At 43.4% G+C, this 21,011-nt stretch carries 19 protein-coding genes; 14 read left to right on the top strand and 5 right to left on the bottom strand.

The annotated features are described in order from the left end of the window. The first annotated feature begins 7 nt into the window (after positions 1 to 7). Complete coding sequence (gene purE, locus ACGF7G_RS07725; RefSeq protein WP_387464570.1) at positions 8 to 538, top strand: 5-(carboxyamino)imidazole ribonucleotide mutase; 531 nt, start codon at positions 8 to 10, stop codon at positions 536 to 538. Beyond that, on the top strand, positions 535 to 1,602 hold the full coding sequence (gene purK / locus ACGF7G_RS07720) for a 5-(carboxyamino)imidazole ribonucleotide synthase (RefSeq protein WP_387464568.1): 1,068 nt from the start codon (positions 535 to 537) through the stop codon (positions 1,600 to 1,602). Before purE ends, purK begins: the two co-directional genes overlap by 4 nt. Positions 1,603 to 1,704: 102 nt before the next feature. Here the strand turns inward: purK and ACGF7G_RS07715 are convergent, their stop codons facing one another. Further along, positions 1,705 to 2,328, bottom strand: coding sequence for a riboflavin synthase subunit alpha (locus ACGF7G_RS07715; protein WP_387464566.1), 624 nt, complete (start codon positions 2,326 to 2,328; stop codon positions 1,705 to 1,707). A gap of 268 nt (positions 2,329 to 2,596) precedes the next feature. Between ACGF7G_RS07715 and ACGF7G_RS07710 the strand changes: the two genes are divergently transcribed. Next, on the top strand, positions 2,597 to 2,743 hold the full coding sequence (locus ACGF7G_RS07710; RefSeq protein WP_387464565.1) for a hypothetical protein: 147 nt from the start codon (positions 2,597 to 2,599) through the stop codon (positions 2,741 to 2,743). 195 nt (positions 2,744 to 2,938) lie between these two features. On the opposite strand, the gene serS is transcribed toward ACGF7G_RS07710, so the two are convergent. After that, positions 2,939 to 4,207 carry a serine--tRNA ligase gene (gene serS / locus ACGF7G_RS07705; protein ID WP_387464564.1) on the bottom strand — a complete coding sequence of 423 codons (1,269 nt, stop codon included), beginning with the start codon at positions 4,205 to 4,207 and terminating at the stop codon, positions 2,939 to 2,941. 1,511 nt (positions 4,208 to 5,718) lie between these two features. On the opposite strand from serS, the gene ACGF7G_RS07700 reads away from it, so the two are divergent. The 3 genes from ACGF7G_RS07700 (at position 5,719) to ACGF7G_RS07690 (ending at position 9,053) form a co-directional block, all read left to right on the top strand. Beyond that, positions 5,719 to 6,606 (top strand): outer membrane protein OmpK, encoded by an 888-nt coding sequence (locus ACGF7G_RS07700; RefSeq protein ID WP_387464563.1) that lies wholly within the window; start codon positions 5,719 to 5,721, stop codon positions 6,604 to 6,606. A 55-nt stretch (positions 6,607 to 6,661) separates the two neighbouring features. Then, a complete protein-coding gene (locus ACGF7G_RS07695; RefSeq protein ID WP_387464561.1) occupies positions 6,662 to 7,936 on the top strand; it encodes a CynX/NimT family MFS transporter in 1,275 nt (424 codons plus the stop codon). 61 nt (positions 7,937 to 7,997) lie between these two features. Further along, positions 7,998 to 9,053: an LLM class flavin-dependent oxidoreductase gene (locus ACGF7G_RS07690; protein WP_387464559.1), complete on the top strand. Its 1,056-nt coding sequence runs from the start codon at positions 7,998 to 8,000 to the stop codon at positions 9,051 to 9,053. A 105-nt stretch (positions 9,054 to 9,158) separates the two neighbouring features. Here the strand turns inward: ACGF7G_RS07690 and ybbP are convergent, their stop codons facing one another. After that, complete coding sequence (gene ybbP / locus ACGF7G_RS07685) at positions 9,159 to 11,591, bottom strand: putative ABC transporter permease subunit YbbP (RefSeq protein WP_387464558.1); 2,433 nt, start codon at positions 11,589 to 11,591, stop codon at positions 9,159 to 9,161. After that, entirely contained in the window at positions 11,588 to 12,274 is a 687-nt protein-coding gene (ybbA, locus tag ACGF7G_RS07680; RefSeq protein ID WP_133816079.1) for a putative ABC transporter ATP-binding protein YbbA, read from the bottom strand. Before ybbA ends, ybbP begins: the two co-directional genes overlap by 4 nt. On the opposite strand from ybbA, the gene tesA reads away from it, so the two are divergent. The 5 genes from tesA to ACGF7G_RS07655 all read left to right on the top strand — a co-directional run bounded on the left by tesA (position 12,245) and on the right by ACGF7G_RS07655 (position 16,043). After that, entirely contained in the window at positions 12,245 to 12,877 is a 633-nt protein-coding gene (tesA, locus tag ACGF7G_RS07675) for a multifunctional acyl-CoA thioesterase I/protease I/lysophospholipase L1 (protein WP_387464581.1), read from the top strand. The genes ybbA and tesA overlap by 30 nt on opposite strands. 50 nt (positions 12,878 to 12,927) lie before the next feature. Beyond that, positions 12,928 to 13,713, top strand: a complete 786-nt coding sequence (locus ACGF7G_RS07670) for an SDR family oxidoreductase (protein ID WP_021323825.1) — start codon at positions 12,928 to 12,930, stop codon at positions 13,711 to 13,713. A gap of 71 nt (positions 13,714 to 13,784) precedes the next feature. Then, the gene (locus tag ACGF7G_RS07665; RefSeq protein ID WP_387464555.1) at positions 13,785 to 14,642 is read left to right on the top strand and encodes a co-chaperone YbbN; all 858 of its coding nucleotides are present in this window, start codon (positions 13,785 to 13,787) and stop codon (positions 14,640 to 14,642) included. 22 nt (positions 14,643 to 14,664) lie between these two features. Further along, positions 14,665 to 15,585, top strand: coding sequence for an SPFH domain-containing protein (locus tag ACGF7G_RS07660; protein ID WP_133816076.1), 921 nt, complete (start codon positions 14,665 to 14,667; stop codon positions 15,583 to 15,585). A gap of 2 nt (positions 15,586 to 15,587) precedes the next feature. After that, a complete protein-coding gene (locus ACGF7G_RS07655; protein WP_387464553.1) occupies positions 15,588 to 16,043 on the top strand; it encodes an NfeD family protein in 456 nt (151 codons plus the stop codon). Here ACGF7G_RS07655 and cueR read toward each other — a convergent pair. Then, a complete protein-coding gene (gene cueR, locus ACGF7G_RS07650; RefSeq protein WP_387464551.1) occupies positions 16,037 to 16,438 on the bottom strand; it encodes a Cu(I)-responsive transcriptional regulator in 402 nt (133 codons plus the stop codon). The two genes, ACGF7G_RS07655 and cueR, sit on opposite strands and share 7 nt — an antisense overlap. Positions 16,439 to 16,580: 142 nt before the next feature. Here cueR and copA point away from each other — a divergent pair, with 142 nt between their 5' ends. The 3 genes from copA to ybaK all read left to right on the top strand — a co-directional run bounded on the left by copA (position 16,581) and on the right by ybaK (position 20,972). Then, complete coding sequence (gene copA, locus ACGF7G_RS07645) at positions 16,581 to 19,316, top strand: copper-exporting P-type ATPase CopA (protein WP_387464549.1); 2,736 nt, start codon at positions 16,581 to 16,583, stop codon at positions 19,314 to 19,316. A 185-nt stretch (positions 19,317 to 19,501) separates the two neighbouring features. Next, positions 19,502 to 20,305, top strand: a complete 804-nt coding sequence (locus ACGF7G_RS07640) for a TraB/GumN family protein (RefSeq protein WP_387464548.1) — start codon at positions 19,502 to 19,504, stop codon at positions 20,303 to 20,305. Positions 20,306 to 20,495: 190 nt separating this feature from the next. After that, positions 20,496 to 20,972 carry a Cys-tRNA(Pro)/Cys-tRNA(Cys) deacylase YbaK gene (gene ybaK / locus ACGF7G_RS07635; protein WP_387464547.1) on the top strand — a complete coding sequence of 159 codons (477 nt, stop codon included), beginning with the start codon at positions 20,496 to 20,498 and terminating at the stop codon, positions 20,970 to 20,972. Positions 20,973 to 21,011: the final 39 nt, after the last annotated feature.

Genomic DNA, 21,011 nt, shown 5'->3' with positions numbered 1-21,011 from the left:
TTGATTTATGATTGCCCGGCCTGATTCAGCAGGAACAACTCAACACAACGCCAAAATTGCAATCGTCATGGGGTCCAAAAGCGACTGGGCTACTATGCAGCACGCGGCAGATATTCTCACCGCCCTTGATGTCCCCTTTCATGTTGAAATTGTTTCTGCCCACCGTACACCAGATAAACTATTCAGTTTTGCCGAACAAGCTGAACAAAATGGTTTTGATGTCATTATCGCTGGCGCAGGTGGTGCAGCCCATTTACCCGGAATGCTGGCAGCTAAAACGCTGGTCCCGGTTCTGGGCGTACCCGTACAAAGTGCAGCACTTAATGGTGTAGACAGCCTCTACTCAATCGTACAGATGCCAAAAGGTATTCCCGTCGGCACACTAGCGATTGGAAAAGCAGGCGCGGCAAATGCAGCCTTGCTGGCAACACAGATTCTGGCTCGTCATGATAAAGATTTACTGAAACGCCTTACCTACTGGCGTGAAACACAAACTCAGGATGTACTCGATAATCCCGATCCACGGGAGGAAGCATGAAGCCAGTTTGTGTATTAGGTAACGGTCAGCTCGGCCGGATGTTACGTCAGGCAGGTGAGCCTTTAGGTATCACGGTTTATCCGGTTGGCCTGGATGCAGAACCCGAAGCTGTTCCTTACCAAAATAGTGTTATCACCGCCGAAATTGAGCGCTGGCCGGAAACTGCCCTTACCCAGGAACTCGCCCGCCATAAGGCTTTCGCTAATCGGGATATTTTTCCCCGCCTGGCAGATCGTCTGCCACAAAAGCAATTAATAGATAGTCTTGGGCTCGCAACTGCTCCGTGGCAATTACTGTCTGATATCCGCCAATGGCCGCAGCTATTCGCAGAACTCGGTAACTTCGTTATCGTTAAACGCCGTATCGGCGGTTATGATGGCCGCGGGCAATGGCGCATCCGCCCCGGAGATGAAACAGCGTTACCAACCGATATTTATGGTGAATGTATTGCCGAACAAGCGATTCCTTTCTCTGGTGAAGTTTCATTGGTCGGTGCACGCAATGAAAGAGGTGATTGTGTGTTCTATCCATTGACTCACAATCTGCATCAAGATGGTATCTTGCGGGCCAGTATTGCCTTTCCTCAGGAAAACTGCCATTTACAACAGCAGGCTCAGAACATGTTGTCAGCCATTATGCATAAGTTGAAATATGTCGGCGTAATGGCAATGGAGTGTTTTATCGTCGATGATCATTTACTGATTAATGAACTGGCACCACGGGTTCATAACAGTGGTCACTGGACTCAGAACGGCGCTTCCATCAGCCAGTTCGAATTACATCTCCGCGCTATTCTGGATTTACCTATGCCTCAACCAGAAGTTACCGCACCATCAGTCATGGTCAATTTGATCGGTACAGATGTAAATAATCAATGGCTCAGTTTGCCATTAGTACACTTGCATTGGTATGAGAAAGAAGTTCGTCCAGCGCGTAAAGTCGGTCACCTTAATCTTTCTCATTCAGATAAAAACGAATTAAAAGATACGTTGCGAAAACTAATCCCAATGCTGCCATCTGAATATCAGAGTGGTCTGGAGTGGATACAAGAAAAATTAAATTAGCTGTTTATCAGCTAATAGCCCGGAGTTAAATGTGGAAGCGGAAATAAAATAGTTTACCGCTCCACATTCCCACTCGTTCCGAATTATTTCATATTCCTTTGATTATTGTGTTAATTTATTAGCATTAATCGCTCTGGCTAGCGTATCTACAATAGCTCTCGTTGTTTGATCTATTTCATAATTCAGTAAATCGCCAATTTTAATATCACTAAGATTAGTTGCTCTTAATGTTTCCGGAATTAAATTCAATTCTATGGTTTTATTTTCTTCATTTATGCCATTTATTGTTAAACTACAACCATGAAGACCGATAAAACCTTTATGGAAAAAATATTTGATATTATTTTCAGGAATGCTAATAATTAATCGATAGGTTTCTCCAGTTTCGATAAAATCAACGACTTTTGCTACGCCTTCAATATGCCCATACAGACTATGCCCACCATTTTCTTTATGTATTTGATGTGATCTTTCAATATTAACTTTATCTCCCATGCCTAAAAATTTTAATGTGGTCACGTCAGCAGTAAAATCTGAAATATCAAAAGAAACAATATCATTTTTAAATTGTGTCACAGTCAAGCATGTGCCATTAATAGCGACACTCGCACCCACAGAAACATCGTCAAAGAAATGGTTAATATTACTTATGGTCAATGTGCTAAATCCATTTCTTTTATCAAGAGATAATACGGTTTCTTTTCCTTGCACAATTCCAGTATACATAATTACCCCATTTTATTAAATAAAAAAACCATTGAATAATAACTTTTATGTTATCTTGAAATATATTTCTGGTAAAGAGTTATTAATGGTGTTTTCACGACTTATTTTATCAATTTTTTATATATTTATTAGTCGAGTCTGCCCTATACATCATTTGTCAGAAATTTATCATGCAGGATTGCGAATTGACGAAATTCAATCTGAAATCCATCCATATTTACAGGAATTAGAGTTGATTGATTTTTGTAAGATGAATAGGATATCAATAATGGCACATACACCATTTGCTCAAGGAAGAGTTTTCATTGATGAGCGAATTAAAGAATTGTCTCTTATCTATAAAACGAATGAGGCTGGAATTGTTCTGTCCTGGTTTCATAACAATGGTATTATTCCTATTTTTAGCTCTAATTAAGATATTCATTTAAGAGAAAATTTTATGAATCATGCTATTAAGAATAACTCATTGAATAGTTACGATATTAACTATCTAAACTTAGATCTCAGATTGTGTAACGAAAAATCTGGGACTGAGTTTAAAAAATTACCGCAGGATATTCATATTGATTTCCTACGGCATAAATGGTTTTTTTATGCGAGGTAGATTAATTTATAAATACTCGCTATTTATATACTTTAGTAATACTTTAGGAATTTGAATTTGACCATTTTCTAGTTGGTTTTGCTCCAATATAGGTATAATGGCACGAGTCGTTATTCCGGTTGCATTCAAAGTATGGGGAAATGTTATATTTCCGTCACAATTTTTGTAGCGTATTTTCAAGCGTCGGGCTTGATAATCAGTACAGTTGCTACAACTTGTTAGCTCCCCCCATCCCCAACTATCTGAGCCACCTCTACCTAACATCCAAGCTTCCAGATCATATTTTTTGTATGCAGGAGCGCCTAAGTCTCCAGAGCATATTTTTATGACTCTAAAATACAAACCAAGCTGTTTAAAAATCTCAATTTCAAATTCAAGAAGTTGCTCTAACATGGCTGAAGATGTCTCTGGTTCGACGATGCTTACGAGCTCTACTTTGTGAAACATTTTATTTCTATATAGGCCAGCATCTCTTCGGCCACTTGCACCTTCACGTCTAAAACAAGGGGACAGAGCGGTCATACGAATAGGTAATATTGATTCTGGCAGTATACAATCTGAGAATTGTCCAATCAGGGGGATCTCTGCTGTACCTATCATGTATAAACCATCATTTTCAAGAGGAAATAATTCATTTCCTTCTTCGTTCCGCCTGGGGTTAAAGCCCAAACCTTGCATTATTTCAGCTTTCGCCATCAATGGAACACTGACTTGTTCGAATCCATTTTCGATAGCTTGATCTAGCACGAATCGCATCAAGGCGGTTTCTAAACGTGCTAAATTTCCGCGTAGTAATGGGAACCCTGCACCTCCTATTCGTGTACCGGCTTCAAAATCCATTCCTATTCTGGCACCTATTTTTATATGATCTAATGGCTCAAAATTGAATTTTGGTGTTTCGCCATAGACTTTGAATTCAACATTGTGGTCTTCGGTCTTCCCAATGGGAGTGTCGTCGGAATACAGATTGGGTAACCGTATAACGAGGTTATTATATTCGGAAGCAACTTTCTCAAAAATATTTTCTAAAATAGAGATTTCATACTTTAACTGCTTACCACGAATAATGCCTGCATCTCTTTCTGTATCAGGTAATTTTGCAAGATTTTGTGCAAGTTTTTTTGACTCTGCTCGTAATAATTCCAGCTCTTGCTGGATTTTCCTTTTACGATGGTCTAGGGCAATTATTTGGGAGACATCGAAATCAAGACCTCTGTTATTGCAGATTTGTTGGATAAATTCGGGTTTTTCTCGAATGAGTTTAATATCTAACACGATTATTCCTCGGGCATTTATAGGTAGACAGAGCATTCATATTTGTCAATTTTCCTATAGTTGTCAACACAAACGAGAATGTGTGAGTTTATGCCTTATAGGAGTATACGCTTTGCATCGTTTTTCACTGCTTATTCACAGCAATAACTGTGTAGGTAGTTGTCTATCTTAATTAAAGGTGTTTTCCCACTCCATGTTTTTCGGGGGCAGTTATTAAATGAATTTACCGATTTATTTAAACACCATTTGAATAGATGTCGATCGGTAAGCTGTTTTTTTTCGGTGATCCGTTAACTGAGGATAAAAAACAGGTATCCATTAATGCCAGATTTTTAAAAGGTACAGAATAACTAAAAACGGCTTATTCCCTATCATATTTAATGTATTTATCAACGATGTTATCCTTCGTTTATTTTACATTCACCTGTCCTGCTATAACCATTTAAAAGCACGAAAACAGATGTATTAAAGCTTTTATATAAAAGACGGATTTAACTATAAGTGCAGTTTTTTAAATGACATTAACCATTAACAGAAAACTTGAAATAAATCAGCGAGAAAAAGAATATTATCCGAAAAAACATAACGAGGTATCTTTATACCACCAAGCTATTTACGGATTGATTTATGAAGATAAAAGATTTATAAAAACTGTTCATAATTGCCAGTAAAACAACGCCAATAAAGATAAAAAGCGAATATGATTAACATTGGTTAAACGTGAAACACAATATACCATGATGATTAAACTTAATAAAAATAAAGTGTTAAAAGCAGTAAAAACAACGGCTAAAACTTTATTATACCAATTAAAACCAGAGGTTAAAAACCTACCCATCATAAATCTATCAGTGAAAATGAGAAAAAATATTGACTTTATTAATGCTTATATACCCGGTAAAAAGACACATAAGAATATATAATGGGTTATTCAAATAATATATTTAAAAAAAGAACCGGGTTTAATCACGTTTTCAATCAGAGAGTTAATTCTTTATCAGCTAGTTAAATAATTATTCGTGAAAAATAGGAATAACAAAATCCGCAAATAAATGATTTAATCGAATACGAACTTGTTTACTCGCAGAGTCATTATGTTGCATTCATTATGTTAATCCGCCCAATATTTAAATTGTAATTCACTACTGGCCTTAATTCCACTATGATATAGAAAATATTAATTCATTGTTGTCATTTCTATGACTATCTCTCATTATAAATAAAATCATAAAATTCAGTGACCTAAGTCACAATTACATAAATATTTCCACACAACAATAAATTAACAATATTCTTTCCGATCTGGAACAAAAAGTTAAATAAAAAAACATTGCTAACTAAATAATCAATATATTAGCGATACTAAAAAATAACTAAAGTTAGAATAATCTTATCTTTCTACACGGTTCACCATTCATCAATAAAATCAAATCTTCCTTTGACAAAACCGTCTCATTAGATCAATGCTATCGCTATTATTAGTCCTATAACGTATAAAAAGGGGAACCCTCGTGTTATTTGCCGGGAAAGCCCACCATCCTAAAAACTGCCCACCGTTTTTTTTCACTTTAGGGCTCTCTTCTCCATTTTCTTGTGCCGCTTATCTGGCAATGGCCTGGTATTGGATCAACACCAGATTAAAACAGAGAGAATTATCTTCAATATTGTTATTACTACCGGCAATCAATCAAGCTCAGGCAAGTGATTTTGTTAATTTTCAATCTGTTGATACCAGCCTTTATATGCAATTTGAAAACCGGGTCGATCCCAGAAAAACGATCTCACCCATTTTAGAGGCTTTCGGTGACTACAGTGTCGGAGATATGTACGTCTATAGTATTTGGCAAAATTCACTGCAAAGCGATTATACCGGTGATAAAAGCACCTACTATTACAAACTTGTACCAAGAGTGAGCTTTAGTAAAGTGACTGGTCATGACATTTCTTTTGGGCCGTTAAAAGATATTCTGTTCGCTCAATGGGTTGCTAAAACCAAAAGTATGGATTATGACTACTTTCCAGGTATCAGCATTGACTGGCAAGCAGACTGGATTAGCTGGTTACGTACAATTTTTTATTTTGAGAATAACGCCAAGGGGAGCTGGAACGATCAGCGAATTCATGTTGACTATGGAATTCCCTTCAATAATCGTTTAGGTGATTTCCGGGTTGTCGGGACTTTTGATTATACATTAGGCTTACATGGACAACCCGAAACTATCGATTTCAAACCCGAGTTGCACTATGATTTAGGAAAATTTCTAGGCAATCAACCAGGTCACTTATGGACTGGCATTGTCCTGAACCCAATAAAAAATAAATACAAAACAAAAGATACTCCTTATTATCGAACGGATCAATTTAGCTACGGGATCTTTATTCGATATAGTTTTTTCTGATACCGAAATAAAATATCAGAAATTTTTGATGACCTTTATCCATTATGGAGTCAAGATGCCCATTCAACACGACAGGTTCGGACGTACTTATCAGTGGCTCCTGCTGATACTTTTGGGTCTGGTTTATTTTTTGGTCACCGCAACGACATTTACCTCATTGGGCGTTGTGTTACCCAGCATGATCAAGGAATTACGCTGGAGTTGGACTGACGCAGGTTTGGGATTCACTTTACTTGGCCTGTCATGTGGGCTGTCCAGTTACCTTCCGGCGATACTTATTCGCCATACGAGTGTCCGGGCCACTTTGCTGATCGGTACGCTAATCTTCATCACTGGTTTTTACATCCTCTACAACACCCACAGTATCACCGCCTATTTCACCGGCACAACACTGCTGGGGATCGGTTTTAGCCTTATGGCTACTGTTCCCGGAACTTATGTCATTAGCCGGCTTTTTGAAAAACAATCGCTGGCCTTTGGTATCTATTTCACCATTGGTGGATTAGGTGGAGTGCTTGGTCCATGGATCTATTTCCTGGCAACAGTATTCTGGGGAAGCTGGCGCATGCACTGGGCGATTTCCGGGGTATTACTGACCCTGTTTAGCCTGTTGACTATTTTAGTGATGCGCGAAGGCAAAAAGGAACATGCCCATGCTGAACAAGTCAGTAGAAATCAACAAGATCAACCCCCTTCCAGCATCTATCGCACCAAGGAAATCTGGAATGCCCGGCAGGCACTGCAAACCTGGCAATTCTATGCCATTGCGGCAGCTTATACCTCTTTCTTACTGTGCGGAATAACCGTTAACAGTTTTGCTGTAGCCCATATCACTGAAAACGGATTCAGTGAGTCTGTTGCAGCCTCGTCACTCAGTATTCTGGCTTTTATCAATGCATTTTCAAGATTTGCCGGAGGAGCTGTTGGTGAATGGCTTGATCCCAAAAAACTGCTTATCGGCAGTCTGTCGATCATTATCTGTGGTCTTATCGCACTCAGTGCGGCCTCTTCATGGACATTTTTAATCCTATTTACTTTATGTATTGGCATCGGTTATGGCATGACTTTTCTGGCATCCAGCCTATTACTGTTCAATTACTTTGGGCGTAAGCCTTACCTGGAATTGTTCTCGGTGGTGAACCTGATATCCACTGTCGCGTGTTTCGCTCCTTTCCTGGTAGGAGCGATTAAAGATTATTCAGGTAGTTTTACACCCGCATTCTTTATTATTGCCATACCCGTATTTACCATTCTGATTATCACATTCACGATGCAACCACCTTCACAAATAGTGAAGAAACACTCTGATAACAGTACTTTGCTTAACTGAATTTAAAAACAAAATGGACCTGAAAAGGTATTCCTTACAACACAAAAACAAGGAATTGATGATGGCAAAAAAAGAATTCGGTGTATTTCTGCCCATAGCTAAAGGTGGGTGGATTATTTCTAAAAATACACCACCACTGGATGCTTCTTATCAGCAAAACCGTGAAGCCGCTATTCTGGCTGATCAAATCGGCCTGGACTTCATTATGTCCATGAGTAAGTGGCGTGGCTTCGGCGGTGAGACCGAACATTGGGGTTGTTCGCTGGAATCCGTCACGATGATGGCTGGCATTGCCGAAGTGACTCATCATGCCAAACTTATCGCGACCATGCACGCCGGTCTGCATAATCCCGCAGTGACAGCCAAGATGATCGCCACACTGGATCAGATTAGTCATGGACGCGCCGGGTTGAATATTGTTTCCGGTTCATTCAAAGATGAATTTGAACAAATGGGAGAATGGGATAGTGATTTAGATCATGATCAACGTTATGCAATGACTGAAGAATGGACACAATTAATCAAACGGCTTTGGTGCGAAAAGCAGGTTGATCATCAGGGCGAGTTCTTTAATTTGAAGAATTGTGTTTCTGAACCCAAACCTGTTTCCGTTCCACGTCCTTATTTGGTTTGTGCCGGTCAATCAGAACGTGGGCTGCGTTTTAGTGTACGTAATACTGATGTGTGTTTCATTGGCGGCAAAGATGAAGAAGAGACACAGCAAATAAGCCTAATGGCCAAACGTATTGCGGCAGAATACGGTACAACCACCAAAACCTTTTGTATGTGTACAATTATCTGCGCCGAAACAGATGAAGAAGCTGAAACTCTGGCTCAGTTCTATCGTGATGGCCTGGATATCGACGCAGTTAAAAGCATGATGCATAGTTTCGGCGTCGATGTTGGTGAAAAAAGCAATGCTATGGTTGAACGATCCCAAAATGCTTTTATGACCCACACGGCTATCGGCAACCCAGAAACTTGTCTCAGACAATTGTCAGATTTGCTGCGTGAATGCGAGCTGGATGGAGTGATGTTGATCTTCCCTGATTATGTCGAAGGTCTCACGACTTTCGGCGCAAAAATCCTACCACAACTCAGAACCGAATTTGCTTAAACAACGATAAACAGATCAGCAAATAATACGGTTTCTCCCCTGGGAATGGGTTCACCCCATATCGGCGATCTTACCCATTCCCCGGATGTTACAAATATCGCCTTTTTACCCCTGAACCCGCCGATGTAATCCCGTTCCCCGTAACAGCCGGATCCCCAGCCAACTACCACACAATGAAAGCAGCAGGCTGCTGATGATTGGCAGTAAGAGCCACATTTGCCACTCTGGTTGCCATGGAAAATCAAACACTTTTGTCTGCAATAACCAAAGCGCAACTTCAGCACCCAATGCCGCAGTAAAACCCGCCATTAGCCCAAGCAAAGCAAATTCACTCCAGAGAGTACGGCGCAGTAATTGCTTACCGGCTCCCAAGGTACGATAAACCACCAGCTCAAGTTGTCGTTGATGCATCCCTACCTGAACCTGTGCCAACAGGAGTAATGCGCCACATACCATAACCAGCCCAACCATGGCCTCAAGCGCCCGGCCTACTTGCTGCAAAATCCCCTGAATTTGCTTAATCACCGCACCGGTATCAAGCAGGCTCAACGTTGGAAACTGACGATTAAGGCTGGTTAGTAGTCGGCCATCTCCTTGATAATGGAAACTGGTCAACCAGGTTTGTTGCTGATTTTCCAATGCTTGTTTCGGGAAAATAAAGAAGAAATTTGGCCGAAAACTTTCCCAATCTACCTGCCGGATACTGCTCACTGTGGCGCTGAATTGCTGCGTATCGCCACTGAATGTCAGTTTATCGCCGATTTTAATTGCCAAACGTTCAGCAACCCCCTTCTCAATAGAAACTTCATCCTCTTTTGGTGGCCAATTTCCCTCGATCAGGGTATTAAATGGCGGCAATTCCTCTTTCCATGTCAGGTTCAATTCCCGTCGTACCGTGTTGCTGTCCGGCTCTCTGGCATCTGCCCAGGTTATTGCCGATTGCCCATTAATTTCCGTCAAACGGGCCAATACCACCGGATAGAATTCCGCCGGTTTAACCTGATACTGAGCCAACAAATGTTCTACCTGTGAAATTTGCTGCCCAGTCATATTAATCAGAAAATAGTTTGGGCTGTCCGCTGGCAGTTGTTGTTGCCAGCGATCAAGTAAATCTCCCCTGACCACCAACAACAACGCAAATAACATAAATGATAAAGAGAAAGCCGCCAATTGAGTTACAGACTGCAATGGCTGCCTCAATAATCGGTTAACCGCCAGACGAAAACTAAGTTGGCGAAATTTCAGATGACGTAATAGCCACAATCCTCCCCAACCGAGTACAGCCAGTGATACCGCAACAATCATCATGCCGGCAAGTAACGCCCATAACATTGGTTTAGTTCCAGCCAGCAGACTCAGCCCGCTAATCACCACCAGTGCCACCAACGGCAGGTAATAGCGCAACGGCCAGATGGGCGCGATAATATCATCACGCAGCACCCTTGATGGTTGGGTTGCCATTAATTGTTTATATGGACGTCCCCCCACCAGTAAAGCGATACCAGATAATGCCCCTAACACCCATATCCACGGCCAGAAGCCTGCTTGTGGTAACGTCTTCGGCAACATAGGTGCCAAAATCTGCACCAGCAGGTATTCGAACATCAATCCAAGAAGCGCCCCCACCAGCCCTGCCGCAATCAATATCACCAACCATTGACCAATCACCCATTTACGTAACGCCCAACGCCCCGCACCAAGTGTTTTAAGCACTGCGATCAAGTCATAGCGGCTACGGCAATAGTGAGTCATTGATACCGTTACCGCCGCCACAGCAAGTAATAATGTAAGCAAAGCCGATAACAACAAGAATTGCTGCGCCCTATCAATAGATTTTGCCAGCGCGCCACTATCCTGCTTCAAGGTATACCAACGCTGATCAGCCTTAAGTAGGGGATCAATTAGCTGTTGATATTGATAAACCACTTCTTTATCGCCAGAAAATAGATAACGGTACGTCAAACGGCTGCCAGGCTGAATCGCGCCGGTAGATTGCGCATCATCAAGATTGATCAAAATCCGTGGCGCAATCTGGAATGGATTGAAACCACTGTCTGGCTCCTGAATTAATTCTCCACTCACCTTAAGCGTGGTATCACCCACATCCAGATTATCGCCAACTTTAATTTTCAACAGTTCAAGCAAACGAGGTGCTACCAGCACCGTGCCCTTTTCTGCTTTCAAACCCGGAGGATTTGTTTCCAGCTCACCATATAACGGATAGTAACTGTCTGCGGCTTTGACACTGGCAAGTTGAGGAATATCCCCGGCATAAGTCATTGTGGAGAAAGAGAGCTGGCGGCTCAACTTTAGCCCAAGGTTTACCGCCTGTTGTAACCACCCTTCATCTACTGGGTAAGAGGCACGCAGAACTAAATCACCCGCCAGAAAATCCCGGCTCTGGTAATGAACACTTTGATCAATGCGATCACTGATCCTGCCCAATGCCAACACACAAGCCACGGCCAGCGTCAGAGATAACCAGACAATCAATAAAGCAGGAGTGCGCCATTCGCGCCAAAACCAGCGCCAAATCATTTTTCTTCCCTCAATTTACCATCGACCAACCGCAAGCAACGTTGGCAGCGGGCCGCAAGTTGGCTGTCATGAGTGACCAGAATTAATGTTGTGGCGTAATCACGATTGAGAGAAAACAGTAAATCTGCAATACGATCTCCCGTTTGTCGATCCAGATTCCCTGTTGGCTCGTCAGCAAACAAAATTTTGGGTTGGCTGCTGAATGCCCGTGCCAACGCCACTCGCTGTTGCTCACCACCAGACAGTTGTGCAGGCATATGTTTTAAACGCTTCCCCAATCCTAGTTGTTCAAGCAATGCAACCGCCCGTTTCTTGCTGCTACTTTCCGACTCGCCACGTAATAGAGCCGGAAGCTGGACATTCTCCAATGCATTTAACGTCGGAATTAACATAAATGATTGAAAGACAAAACCGACATTTTCAGCCCGCAGTTGTGCCCTTTGTTCTTCATTCATCCGGCTTAAATTATGCCCCAGCAGCCGAACCTCACCGTCACTGCCATCATCCAACCCGGCAATAATGCCGAGCAATGTGGATTTACCCGAACCCGATTCGCCCACTAAAGCAATCGTCTGTGCAGGCTCGACAACCAACCCGACTCCCTGCAATATAGTGATCCTATGTTCCCCCTGACCAACGTGCTTACTGAGATGCTGAACTTCAAGAATATTCCCCGTTACCATTTACTCTTCCTTTTACTGGTGGTGCTATTCAGCGCCAGAACGACTGCCGCTGATACCCTTTTGATTCTGGGTGATAGCCTTAGCGCTGGTTACCATCTGCCGGTTGAACAGTCATGGCCTGTTTTAATGGACAAAAAGTGGCAAAAATCCGGCAATAAGATCACTGTGATCAACGGCAGCATCAGCGGTAATACCGCAGCTCAGGGCCTTGAAAGGCTGCCCGAATTACTTAAACAGCATAAACCCCGTTGGGTCCTGATAGAGCTTGGGGCCAATGATGGATTACGCGGTTTTCCTCCACAACAAACAGAACAGGATCTGCAACAGATCATCACTTTAGTGAAACAAGCCAATATTCAGCCTTTATTGATGCAGATCCGGCTGCCACCAAACTATGGCCGCCGTTATACCGAATCTTTTGCCAGGATTTATCCCAAACTGGCAGAACACAATCAAATTCCCCTGCTGCCGTTTTACATGGAACAAGTCGCTATTAAACCAGAATGGGTACAACAGGATGGATTACATCCCAATCTGGCCGCTCAACCGTTTATCGCCGACTGGATATCTGACATATTATTAGTACACCTTAATCATTCTTAAGTAGTAAACCATCAGTTTTTACAAATTGATGTATATAAGCAGGTAAAGTTATGCAAAAGTCAGTTCTTATCACCGGCTGTTCCAGTGGAATTGGTCTAGTGGCGGCCAAAACACTCCATCAACGGGGCTACCGAGTATTAGCAGCCTGCCGGAAACCCGAGGATTTACAACATATGCGCGAATTGGGGCTGGAACCTATCGCATTGGATCTTGACGATAAAATCAGTGTCGAACGTGCCGCTGCCGAAGTTATCCGATTAACCAATGGTCGCCTTTACGGACTGTTTAATAATGGCGGCTTTGGTATTTATGGTCCATTAAATACTATCAGCCGTGAACAACTGGAACGCCAATTCTCTACCAATCTGTTTGGTACACATCAACTTACCTGTTTATTACTCCCGGCAATGCAGCTTCATGGTGAAGGCCGTATTATCCAAACCAGTTCAGTCATGGGACTGATTTCAACTCCAGGCCGCGGTGCTTATTCTGCCAGTAAATATGCTTTGGAAGCATGGTCAGACGCATTAAGAATGGAATTGGCAGGAACAGGAATTAAATCTTGTTTAATTGTACCTGGCCCAATAAAAACACGTTTTGCAGAAAATGTGAATCAAACCCAACGCGATAAACCCGTTGTAAATTCTAGGATCGCCCGCCATTTCACTCTGACACCCGAGGCCGTTGTGCGCAAACTAATTCATGCGTTGGAAAGTCCGAATCCTAAATTACGTTATCCGGTGACTTGGATAACCCATGCTGTAACTATTATGCGCCGGTTTTTGCCGGGAAGATTAATGGATAAAATACTGAGTAAACAGAGCGGTACAACTTGAAAGTCAGGAAAATAACCTCATCTGTCTAATAAGACCCTGCGACAACCGAATTAATTTAAGAGACTAATTATATGCTACCAACCACGACTGGAATTAACGTTAACGAAAGTAACCTGCATCAAACCGTCGAACAGTCTATGACTGTACCTGTTTTATTTTATTTCTGGTCTGAACATAGCCCCCACTGCCAGGAATTGGGCGTAATTCTGGATAAACTGGCAGCAGAATATGCAGATCAATTTATATTGGCAAAAGTAGATTGCGATAAAGAGCAAATGGTCGCTTCACAGTTTGGCTTACGGGCCATTCCTACTGTTTATATGCTGCAACAAGGCAGGCCAGTCGATGGTTTTCAGGGGCCACAACCTGAAAGCGCGATCAGAGAAATGCTTTTGCGCGTATTACCCAAACCGGAAGAGTTGAAAGCCGCCCAAGCCGAAGAACTTATCGCGGAAGGGAAACCTCAAGAAGCACTGCCACTGTTGAAAGAAGCCTGGCACTTAGCCCCTAAAAACAGTGAAATTGCACTGATGTTGACCAAAGTGCAAATTATGCTCAATAATATAGAAGAAGCTCAGGAAATTCTGAATCTTATCCCACTACAGGATCAAGACACGCATTATCATAGTTTACTGGCTCAAATTGAGTTACAAAAGCAAGCGGCGGATACACCGGAAATCCAGCAATTGCAACAAGAATTCTCCACTCAACCGGAAAATGCAGAACTGGCAGTTAAGCTCGCTCTGAAACTGCACGAAGTCAACCGTAACGAAGAAGCTCTGGAATTATTACTGGGCTTCCTGAAAAAGGATCTTTCCGCTGCTAATGGTGCAGTACGGAAAACCATGATGGATATTATGTCTGCAATGGGAACCGGTAACGCTCTGGCTTCAAAATACCGTCGCCAGGTTTATTCGCTGCTTTACTGATTTATTTGATTAAGGAATTGCTATGGACTTATTTGCTTTTGGTGCCGTCCCTATTCTGATATTTATCGCTGTAGTTATTGTATTTACTTGCGTAAAAACAGTGCCACAGGGTTATCAATGGACAGTAGAGCGCTTCGGCCGTTATACCCGAACTTTATTACCGGGCCTGCACATTATTATTCCTTTTATCGACCGCATTGGCCGTAAAATTAATATGATGGAACAAGTGCTGGATATTCCTTCACAGGAAGTGATTTCCCGCGACAACGCTAATGTTACCATTGATGCAGTCTGCTTTATTCAGGTTGTCGATCCCGTTCGGGCCGCCTATGAAGTCAGCAACCTTGAGCTGTCCATCATCAACCTGACTATGACGAACTTCCGTACCGTTCTGGGTTCAATGGAGCTGGACGAAATGCTGTCACAGCGTGATTCCATCAACAGCCGTCTATTACATATTGTTGATGAAGCCACTAACCCATGGGGCGTGAAAATTACCCGTATTGAAATCCGTGATGTGCGCCCACCAAAGGAACTGATTTCTGCCATGAACGCCCAGATGAAAGCAGAACGTACCAAACGTGCTGATATTCTGGAAGCGGAAGGTATCCGTCAGGCGGCGATTCTGAAAGCCGAAGGGGAAAAGCAGTCTCAGATTCTGAAAGCGGAAGGGGAACGTCAGTCCGCGTTCCTTCAAGCAGAGGCGCGTGAACGTGCCGCCGAAGCGGAAGCCCGCGCAACCAAAATGGTTTCTGACGCGATTTCTGACGGTAATATGCAAGCCATTAACTACTTTGTTGCCCAGAAATATACCGATGCGCTGACCAGCATTGGTGCCTCCAATAACAGCAAAGTGATTATGATGCCTCTGGAAGCCAGTAATCTGATGGGCGCTATTGGTGGTATTGCGGAACTGATTGGCGAAAGCAAAAAAGGTAAATAACCATGATTGCACAACTTGCGGCTCAAACAACCTGGCTTTGGTTCTCTTTCGGCGGTTTACTGTTAATCGCAGAGCTTCTGGGAACCGGCGGCTATCTGTTATGGACTGGTATAGCCGCTCTCGTTGTTGCGTTTATCACCTGGTTACTGCCAGGAATAGGCTGGGAATTGCAAGGTATTCTGTTTGCAACGCTGACGCTGCTCTCTGCGGTGTTATGGCGCTACTGGTTACGTAGCCGCCCGTCAAAAGGCAGCGATACACTGAACCAGAAAGACCACCAGCTCATCGGTACCCAGGCTAAACTGACTGCGGATACCGAAAATGGTTACAGCCGGATCAAGCTTGCAGATGGAAGCTGGCGAGTTCACTGTGATAGAGAACTCTCCGCCAATACCGAAGTAGAAGTCATTGCTGTTGATGGCATTACATTGAAAGTAAAACCCGTCGATTCTCAATGATGAGAACAGCAACCAGACAAATGATCTATGATGGGGCACACTGCCCCGTCATCTCCTGGGCACTCTTGCGCCAAAGATAACAATTTACTTCTGATTTCCTGTAACTCTTTAATCGTCTTTTCTATCTCTGCCACTTTATGCAACGTTGCCGCTTTTATATCGGCACTGTGACGGTTGGGATTGCGAAATAACACCAAAAACTCACGACACTCCTCAAGCGTAAAACCGATCTGTTTTGCCTGACGCAACAATATTAATTCATCAATATGTTTCTGCTGATAATAACGGTAGCCATTATCACCTCTTTCCGGCGGTGTGATCAGCTCCTTTTCTTCATAAAACCGAATAGCTTTACTGGTCAAGCCGGTTCTTTGGGCAATTTCACTAATGTTCATTTTTTCCCCTTGACCTTACCCTTGCGGGAAGGTTTAACCTTCGCAACAAGTCAGAAATTCACTTGGACTGTGTAGATATCATCATCAATTATCACACCGATGTGAAGAATAATTATATCACTATGTGTTAGGAGGTTTTTTTATGTCACATACCACTATTTTAACATTACAGGGGCTCTCCTGTATGCACTGTGTTAACCGTGTGAAAAAAGCACTGGAAAATCGTGCCGATGTAGAGCAAACAGATATTACTATTGCTTACGCTAAAGTAACCGGAGAAGCCTCTCCTGAATCTTTAATCGAAACGATTAAAGAAGCGGGTTACGAAGCCGCCATTGCCTGCCAACCTGATGTCGAACTGGCACTTTCTGGCCTGAGCTGTATGCATTGCGCAGGTACTGCACGTAAAGCACTGGAAGCCGTAGATGGCATTATCGCCGCAGATGTGAATACTGAAACCGCTAAAGTTTACGGTAAAGCCGATACCGATACGTTGATTGCCGCCATTGAGCAAGCGGGTTATAACGCAAAACTGGCTGCTAGCCAAAACTCCCCAAAATCTAAGCCGCTGACAATATCTGCTTCAAACAGACCGGAACCTTTGGCAGCGGCAACCCCTTCTGTTCCGGTCGAAAAAACGGATGTATTCCTGGTCAGTGACAGTGATGACAGTATCCAGTTGCTGTTGGATGGTATGACTTGCGCCAGCTGTGTGAACAAAGTTCAGAAAGCATTGCAAAGTGTTGCTGGCGTGGAAAATGCCAGAGTGAACCTTGCGGAACGCAGCGCTTTGATTACCGGTAGCGCATCACCTGAGGCGCTGATTCAGGCAGTGGAAAAAGCAGGATATGGTGCTGAACTGATCCAGGACGAAACTGAGCGTCGTGAACGCCAGCAACAAGTTTCTGAAACCAATATGCGCCGTTTCCGCTGGCAATCGGCATTAGCCTTGGTCGTCGGTATTCCCGTCATGGTATGGGGTATGATGGGCGATAATATGGTGCTCACCCCGGAAAACCATAACATCTGGCTGACTATCGGGATTATCACGCTTGCCGCGATGATTTTTGCTGGTGGTCATTTCTATCGCAACGCGTGGCAAAGCCTGAAAAATGGCAGTGCCACAATGGACACATTGGTAGCATTAGGAACAGGTGCCGCCTGGTTTTACTCCATCAGTGTCAACCTGTGGCCGGATATTTTTCCACCACAAGCCCGTCATCTTTATTACGAAGCCAGTGCCATGATTATCGGTTTGATAAACCTGGGACATGCTCTGGAACAACGCGCCCGCCAGCGTTCCTCAAAAGCACTGGAACGCCTGCTGGATCTGACACCACCGACCGCCCGTGTGGTGACAGAAGTTGGTGAAAAAGAGATCCCTCTGGCCGATGTTAAACCGGGAATGATATTGCGTTTGACGACGGGTGATCGTGTTCCGGTTGATGGTGAAATCATTCAAGGTGAAGTCTGGATAGATGAGGCGATGCTGACCGGTGAACCGATTCCACAGCAGAAATCCAGAGGCAATAACGTTCACGCGGGTACAACTGTGCAGGATGGCACCGTGCTGTTTACTGCCGCCGCAGTCGGCAGCCAGACGACATTAGCGCGGATTATCAAACTGGTACGTCAGGCGCAAAGCAGTAAACCCGAAATGGGTCAGTTAGCAGATAAAATCTCCTCCGTGTTTGTTCCGGTCGTTGTGGCGATTGCCGTGATTGCCGGTGCCATTTGGTATTTCGTTGGTCCGGCACCACAGATTATGTATTCATTGGTCATTATTACCACGGTGCTGATTATTGCTTGTCCCTGTGCTCTTGGGCTGGCAACCCCTATGTCGATTATCTCGGGTGTTGGCCGCGCCGCAGAATTTGGAGTTCTGGTTCGGGATGCCGATGCTTTGCAACAAGCCAGCACACTGGACACCCTTGTTTTCGACAAGACCGGTACGTTGACTGAAGGTATGCCACAAGTTACTGATATCCATACTTTCAACGGATACAGTGAACAAAATGTATTGATTTGGGCAAGCGCACTGGAAAGTGGTTCTAACCATCCATTAGCCAAAGCAATTCTTGCCAAAGCCGAAGGACTGGAATTACCACCAGTTGAACAATTCCGCACTCTGGCTGGACTGGGTATCAGCGGTGAGGTGAATGGTATGGCACTGTTGCTGGGTAATCAGGCATTGCTGGAACAAAATCAAATTGATACACAGGAATTAAAACCGCTGATTGCTCAACAGGCAGAAAAGGGCATCACGCCGGTTATTCTGGCGGCAGGCGGCAAAGCGGCGGCAGTGCTGTCAATTCGTGATCCATTGCGTGAAGACACCCTTAGCGCACTGAAACGATTGCATCATCAAGGCTACCGTTTGGTGATGCTGACTGGAGATAATCCGGTGACTGCCAATGCAATTGCCAAAGAAGCAGGTATTGATCAGGTGATCGCCGGTGTCCTACCCGATGGCAAAGCTGAAGCTATTCAGAAACTTCAAGCAGCAGGCCACAAGGTTGCTATGGTGGGGGATGGTATTAACGATGCTCCCGCACTGGCACAAGCTGATGTTGGGATAGCAATGGGCGGCGGTAGTGATATCGCCATTGAAACCGCAGCAATAACATTGATGCGTCACAGTCTGCATGGTGTGGCTGATGCGGTTGCACTGTCCAAAGGAACTCTGCACAATATGAAACAGAATCTGTTGGGCGCATTTATTTACAACACATTAGGGATCCCAATTGCTGCCGGCGTGCTCTATCCCTTTACCGGAACATTATTAGATCCGGTGGTAGCCGGTGCAGCTATGGCGCTTTCTTCAATTACGGTGGTAAGTAACGCTAACCGATTACTGAGGTTTAAGCCTAAATTCTGAATCACCAGAGAAATGAGTCCGCTTTAATGATCTACCCCAGCACCTTCTCATACAGAGATGAGGGGAAATCTCCTTGTATACTGACAGTAGTAAAGAAACATTCAATGGAAATGAATAAAGGTACAGCTGTAATATTAACCTGAAAATAGTTAGCCTAAAAAATATATGCCGAAACTGGAGTTCAAATGGGACGACTGATTAAACACCTTGCCAATATACTGGGGCTGAACTCATCCCACCACCGGTATCCTTATCCAGCTTGTGATATTACACTGGCAGGTGGCCGACATCTGCATCTGGTAGGCAGTATTCATATGGGCACGGAAAACATGTTTCCGCTTCCAGAAATATTAATAGAGCAGCTTAATCAATCCGATACATTAATTGTGGAAGCAGATATTACTCAGGCAAGTTTCCCATTTCATAATGACGAGGTTCAATCGTATTCCCGTATTGAACAACGTCTATCTTCTGAAATGTATCAGGATTTTCAGCGCTGCTGCAATGAAATCCGGCAACAGGAAGAATGGCTTAATTTATTACCCTCATGGCAAATCGCTTTAATTTTACAGTCTGAACAAGCGCAAAATCTTGGATTGTACTCTCACTATGGTATCGATTATCAGCTACTGAATGCAGCCAAAGCACGAGGGAAAACAATTATCGAACTGGAAGGTACTGAATCACAGATTAAGTTACTCAATCAAATACCGAATAACGGCCTGCCACTACTGGAAGATACATTAACCCATTGGTACGCCAATGCCCGCGCTTTACAAACGATGATAAGTTGGTGGATGGATTATCAGCCTGAACATGCTTTACCAACAACTTTCAGTGAAGAAATATATCAACTGCTGATGACTGAACGTAATAAGCAATGGGATCAGCGCTTACGGGAATTACCTGCCGGCCGGTATTTGATCGCTGTCGGAGCTTTGCACTTATATGGTGAGGGTAATTTGCCTCAGATGCTGGTGGAAGAGTAGAGTTAAAAAAAGGCCAATATTTCTATTGGCCAGTCAAAAAGAGGAATAACCTATTATTTTCGTTATTCTTATTATTAAGGGGTATTACCCGTTTGTATACAGGTAACAGAGCCGAGAGTTAGAATATCAATTTCACAATTCTATTTCATCCGTTATCCTAGATTATAAAATTACCCTCTGTAATGAAATCATGACACCGGCGATCATTTTATTAGAAAAACAAAAAGTTAACTTCACGCTTCATACCTATGAACATGATACCAATGAGCATAACTTTGGTGATGAAGCGGCTAAGAAGTTAGGATTAAATGCCGGACAAGTGTTTAAAACGTTGCTGGTCGCACTTAATGGTGATGCTAAAAATTTAGTCGTCGCCGTCACCCCCGTCTCAGGTCAACTGGATTTGAAAAAGGTCGCCAAAACCTTTAAAGCCAAAAAAGCAGATATGGCTGATCCATACATAGCCCAAAAAATCACGGGTTATCTGGTCGGTGGGATCAGCCCGTTAGGACAGAAAAAACACTTGCCAACAGTTATTGATAATCAGGCGCAACAGTTCCCGACTCTGTTTATCTCTGGCGGTAAACGGGGATTAGATATTGAACTGGCACCTGCTGATCTGTGTCGTTTGCTGAATGGTACTTTTACCGATATAGCAAAAGTTTAATCTCAGTAAAAAAGGGCCGCCAAATTGGCAGCCCTTTCA

Origin of the sequence: Photorhabdus sp. RM323S (genome assembly GCF_042879375.1) — a bacterium.
GTDB lineage: Bacteria > Pseudomonadota > Gammaproteobacteria > Enterobacterales > Enterobacteriaceae > Photorhabdus > Photorhabdus tasmaniensis.
Note: the sequence above shows the minus strand (reverse complement) of the source record. Positions and strands in the feature narration are given on the sequence as shown.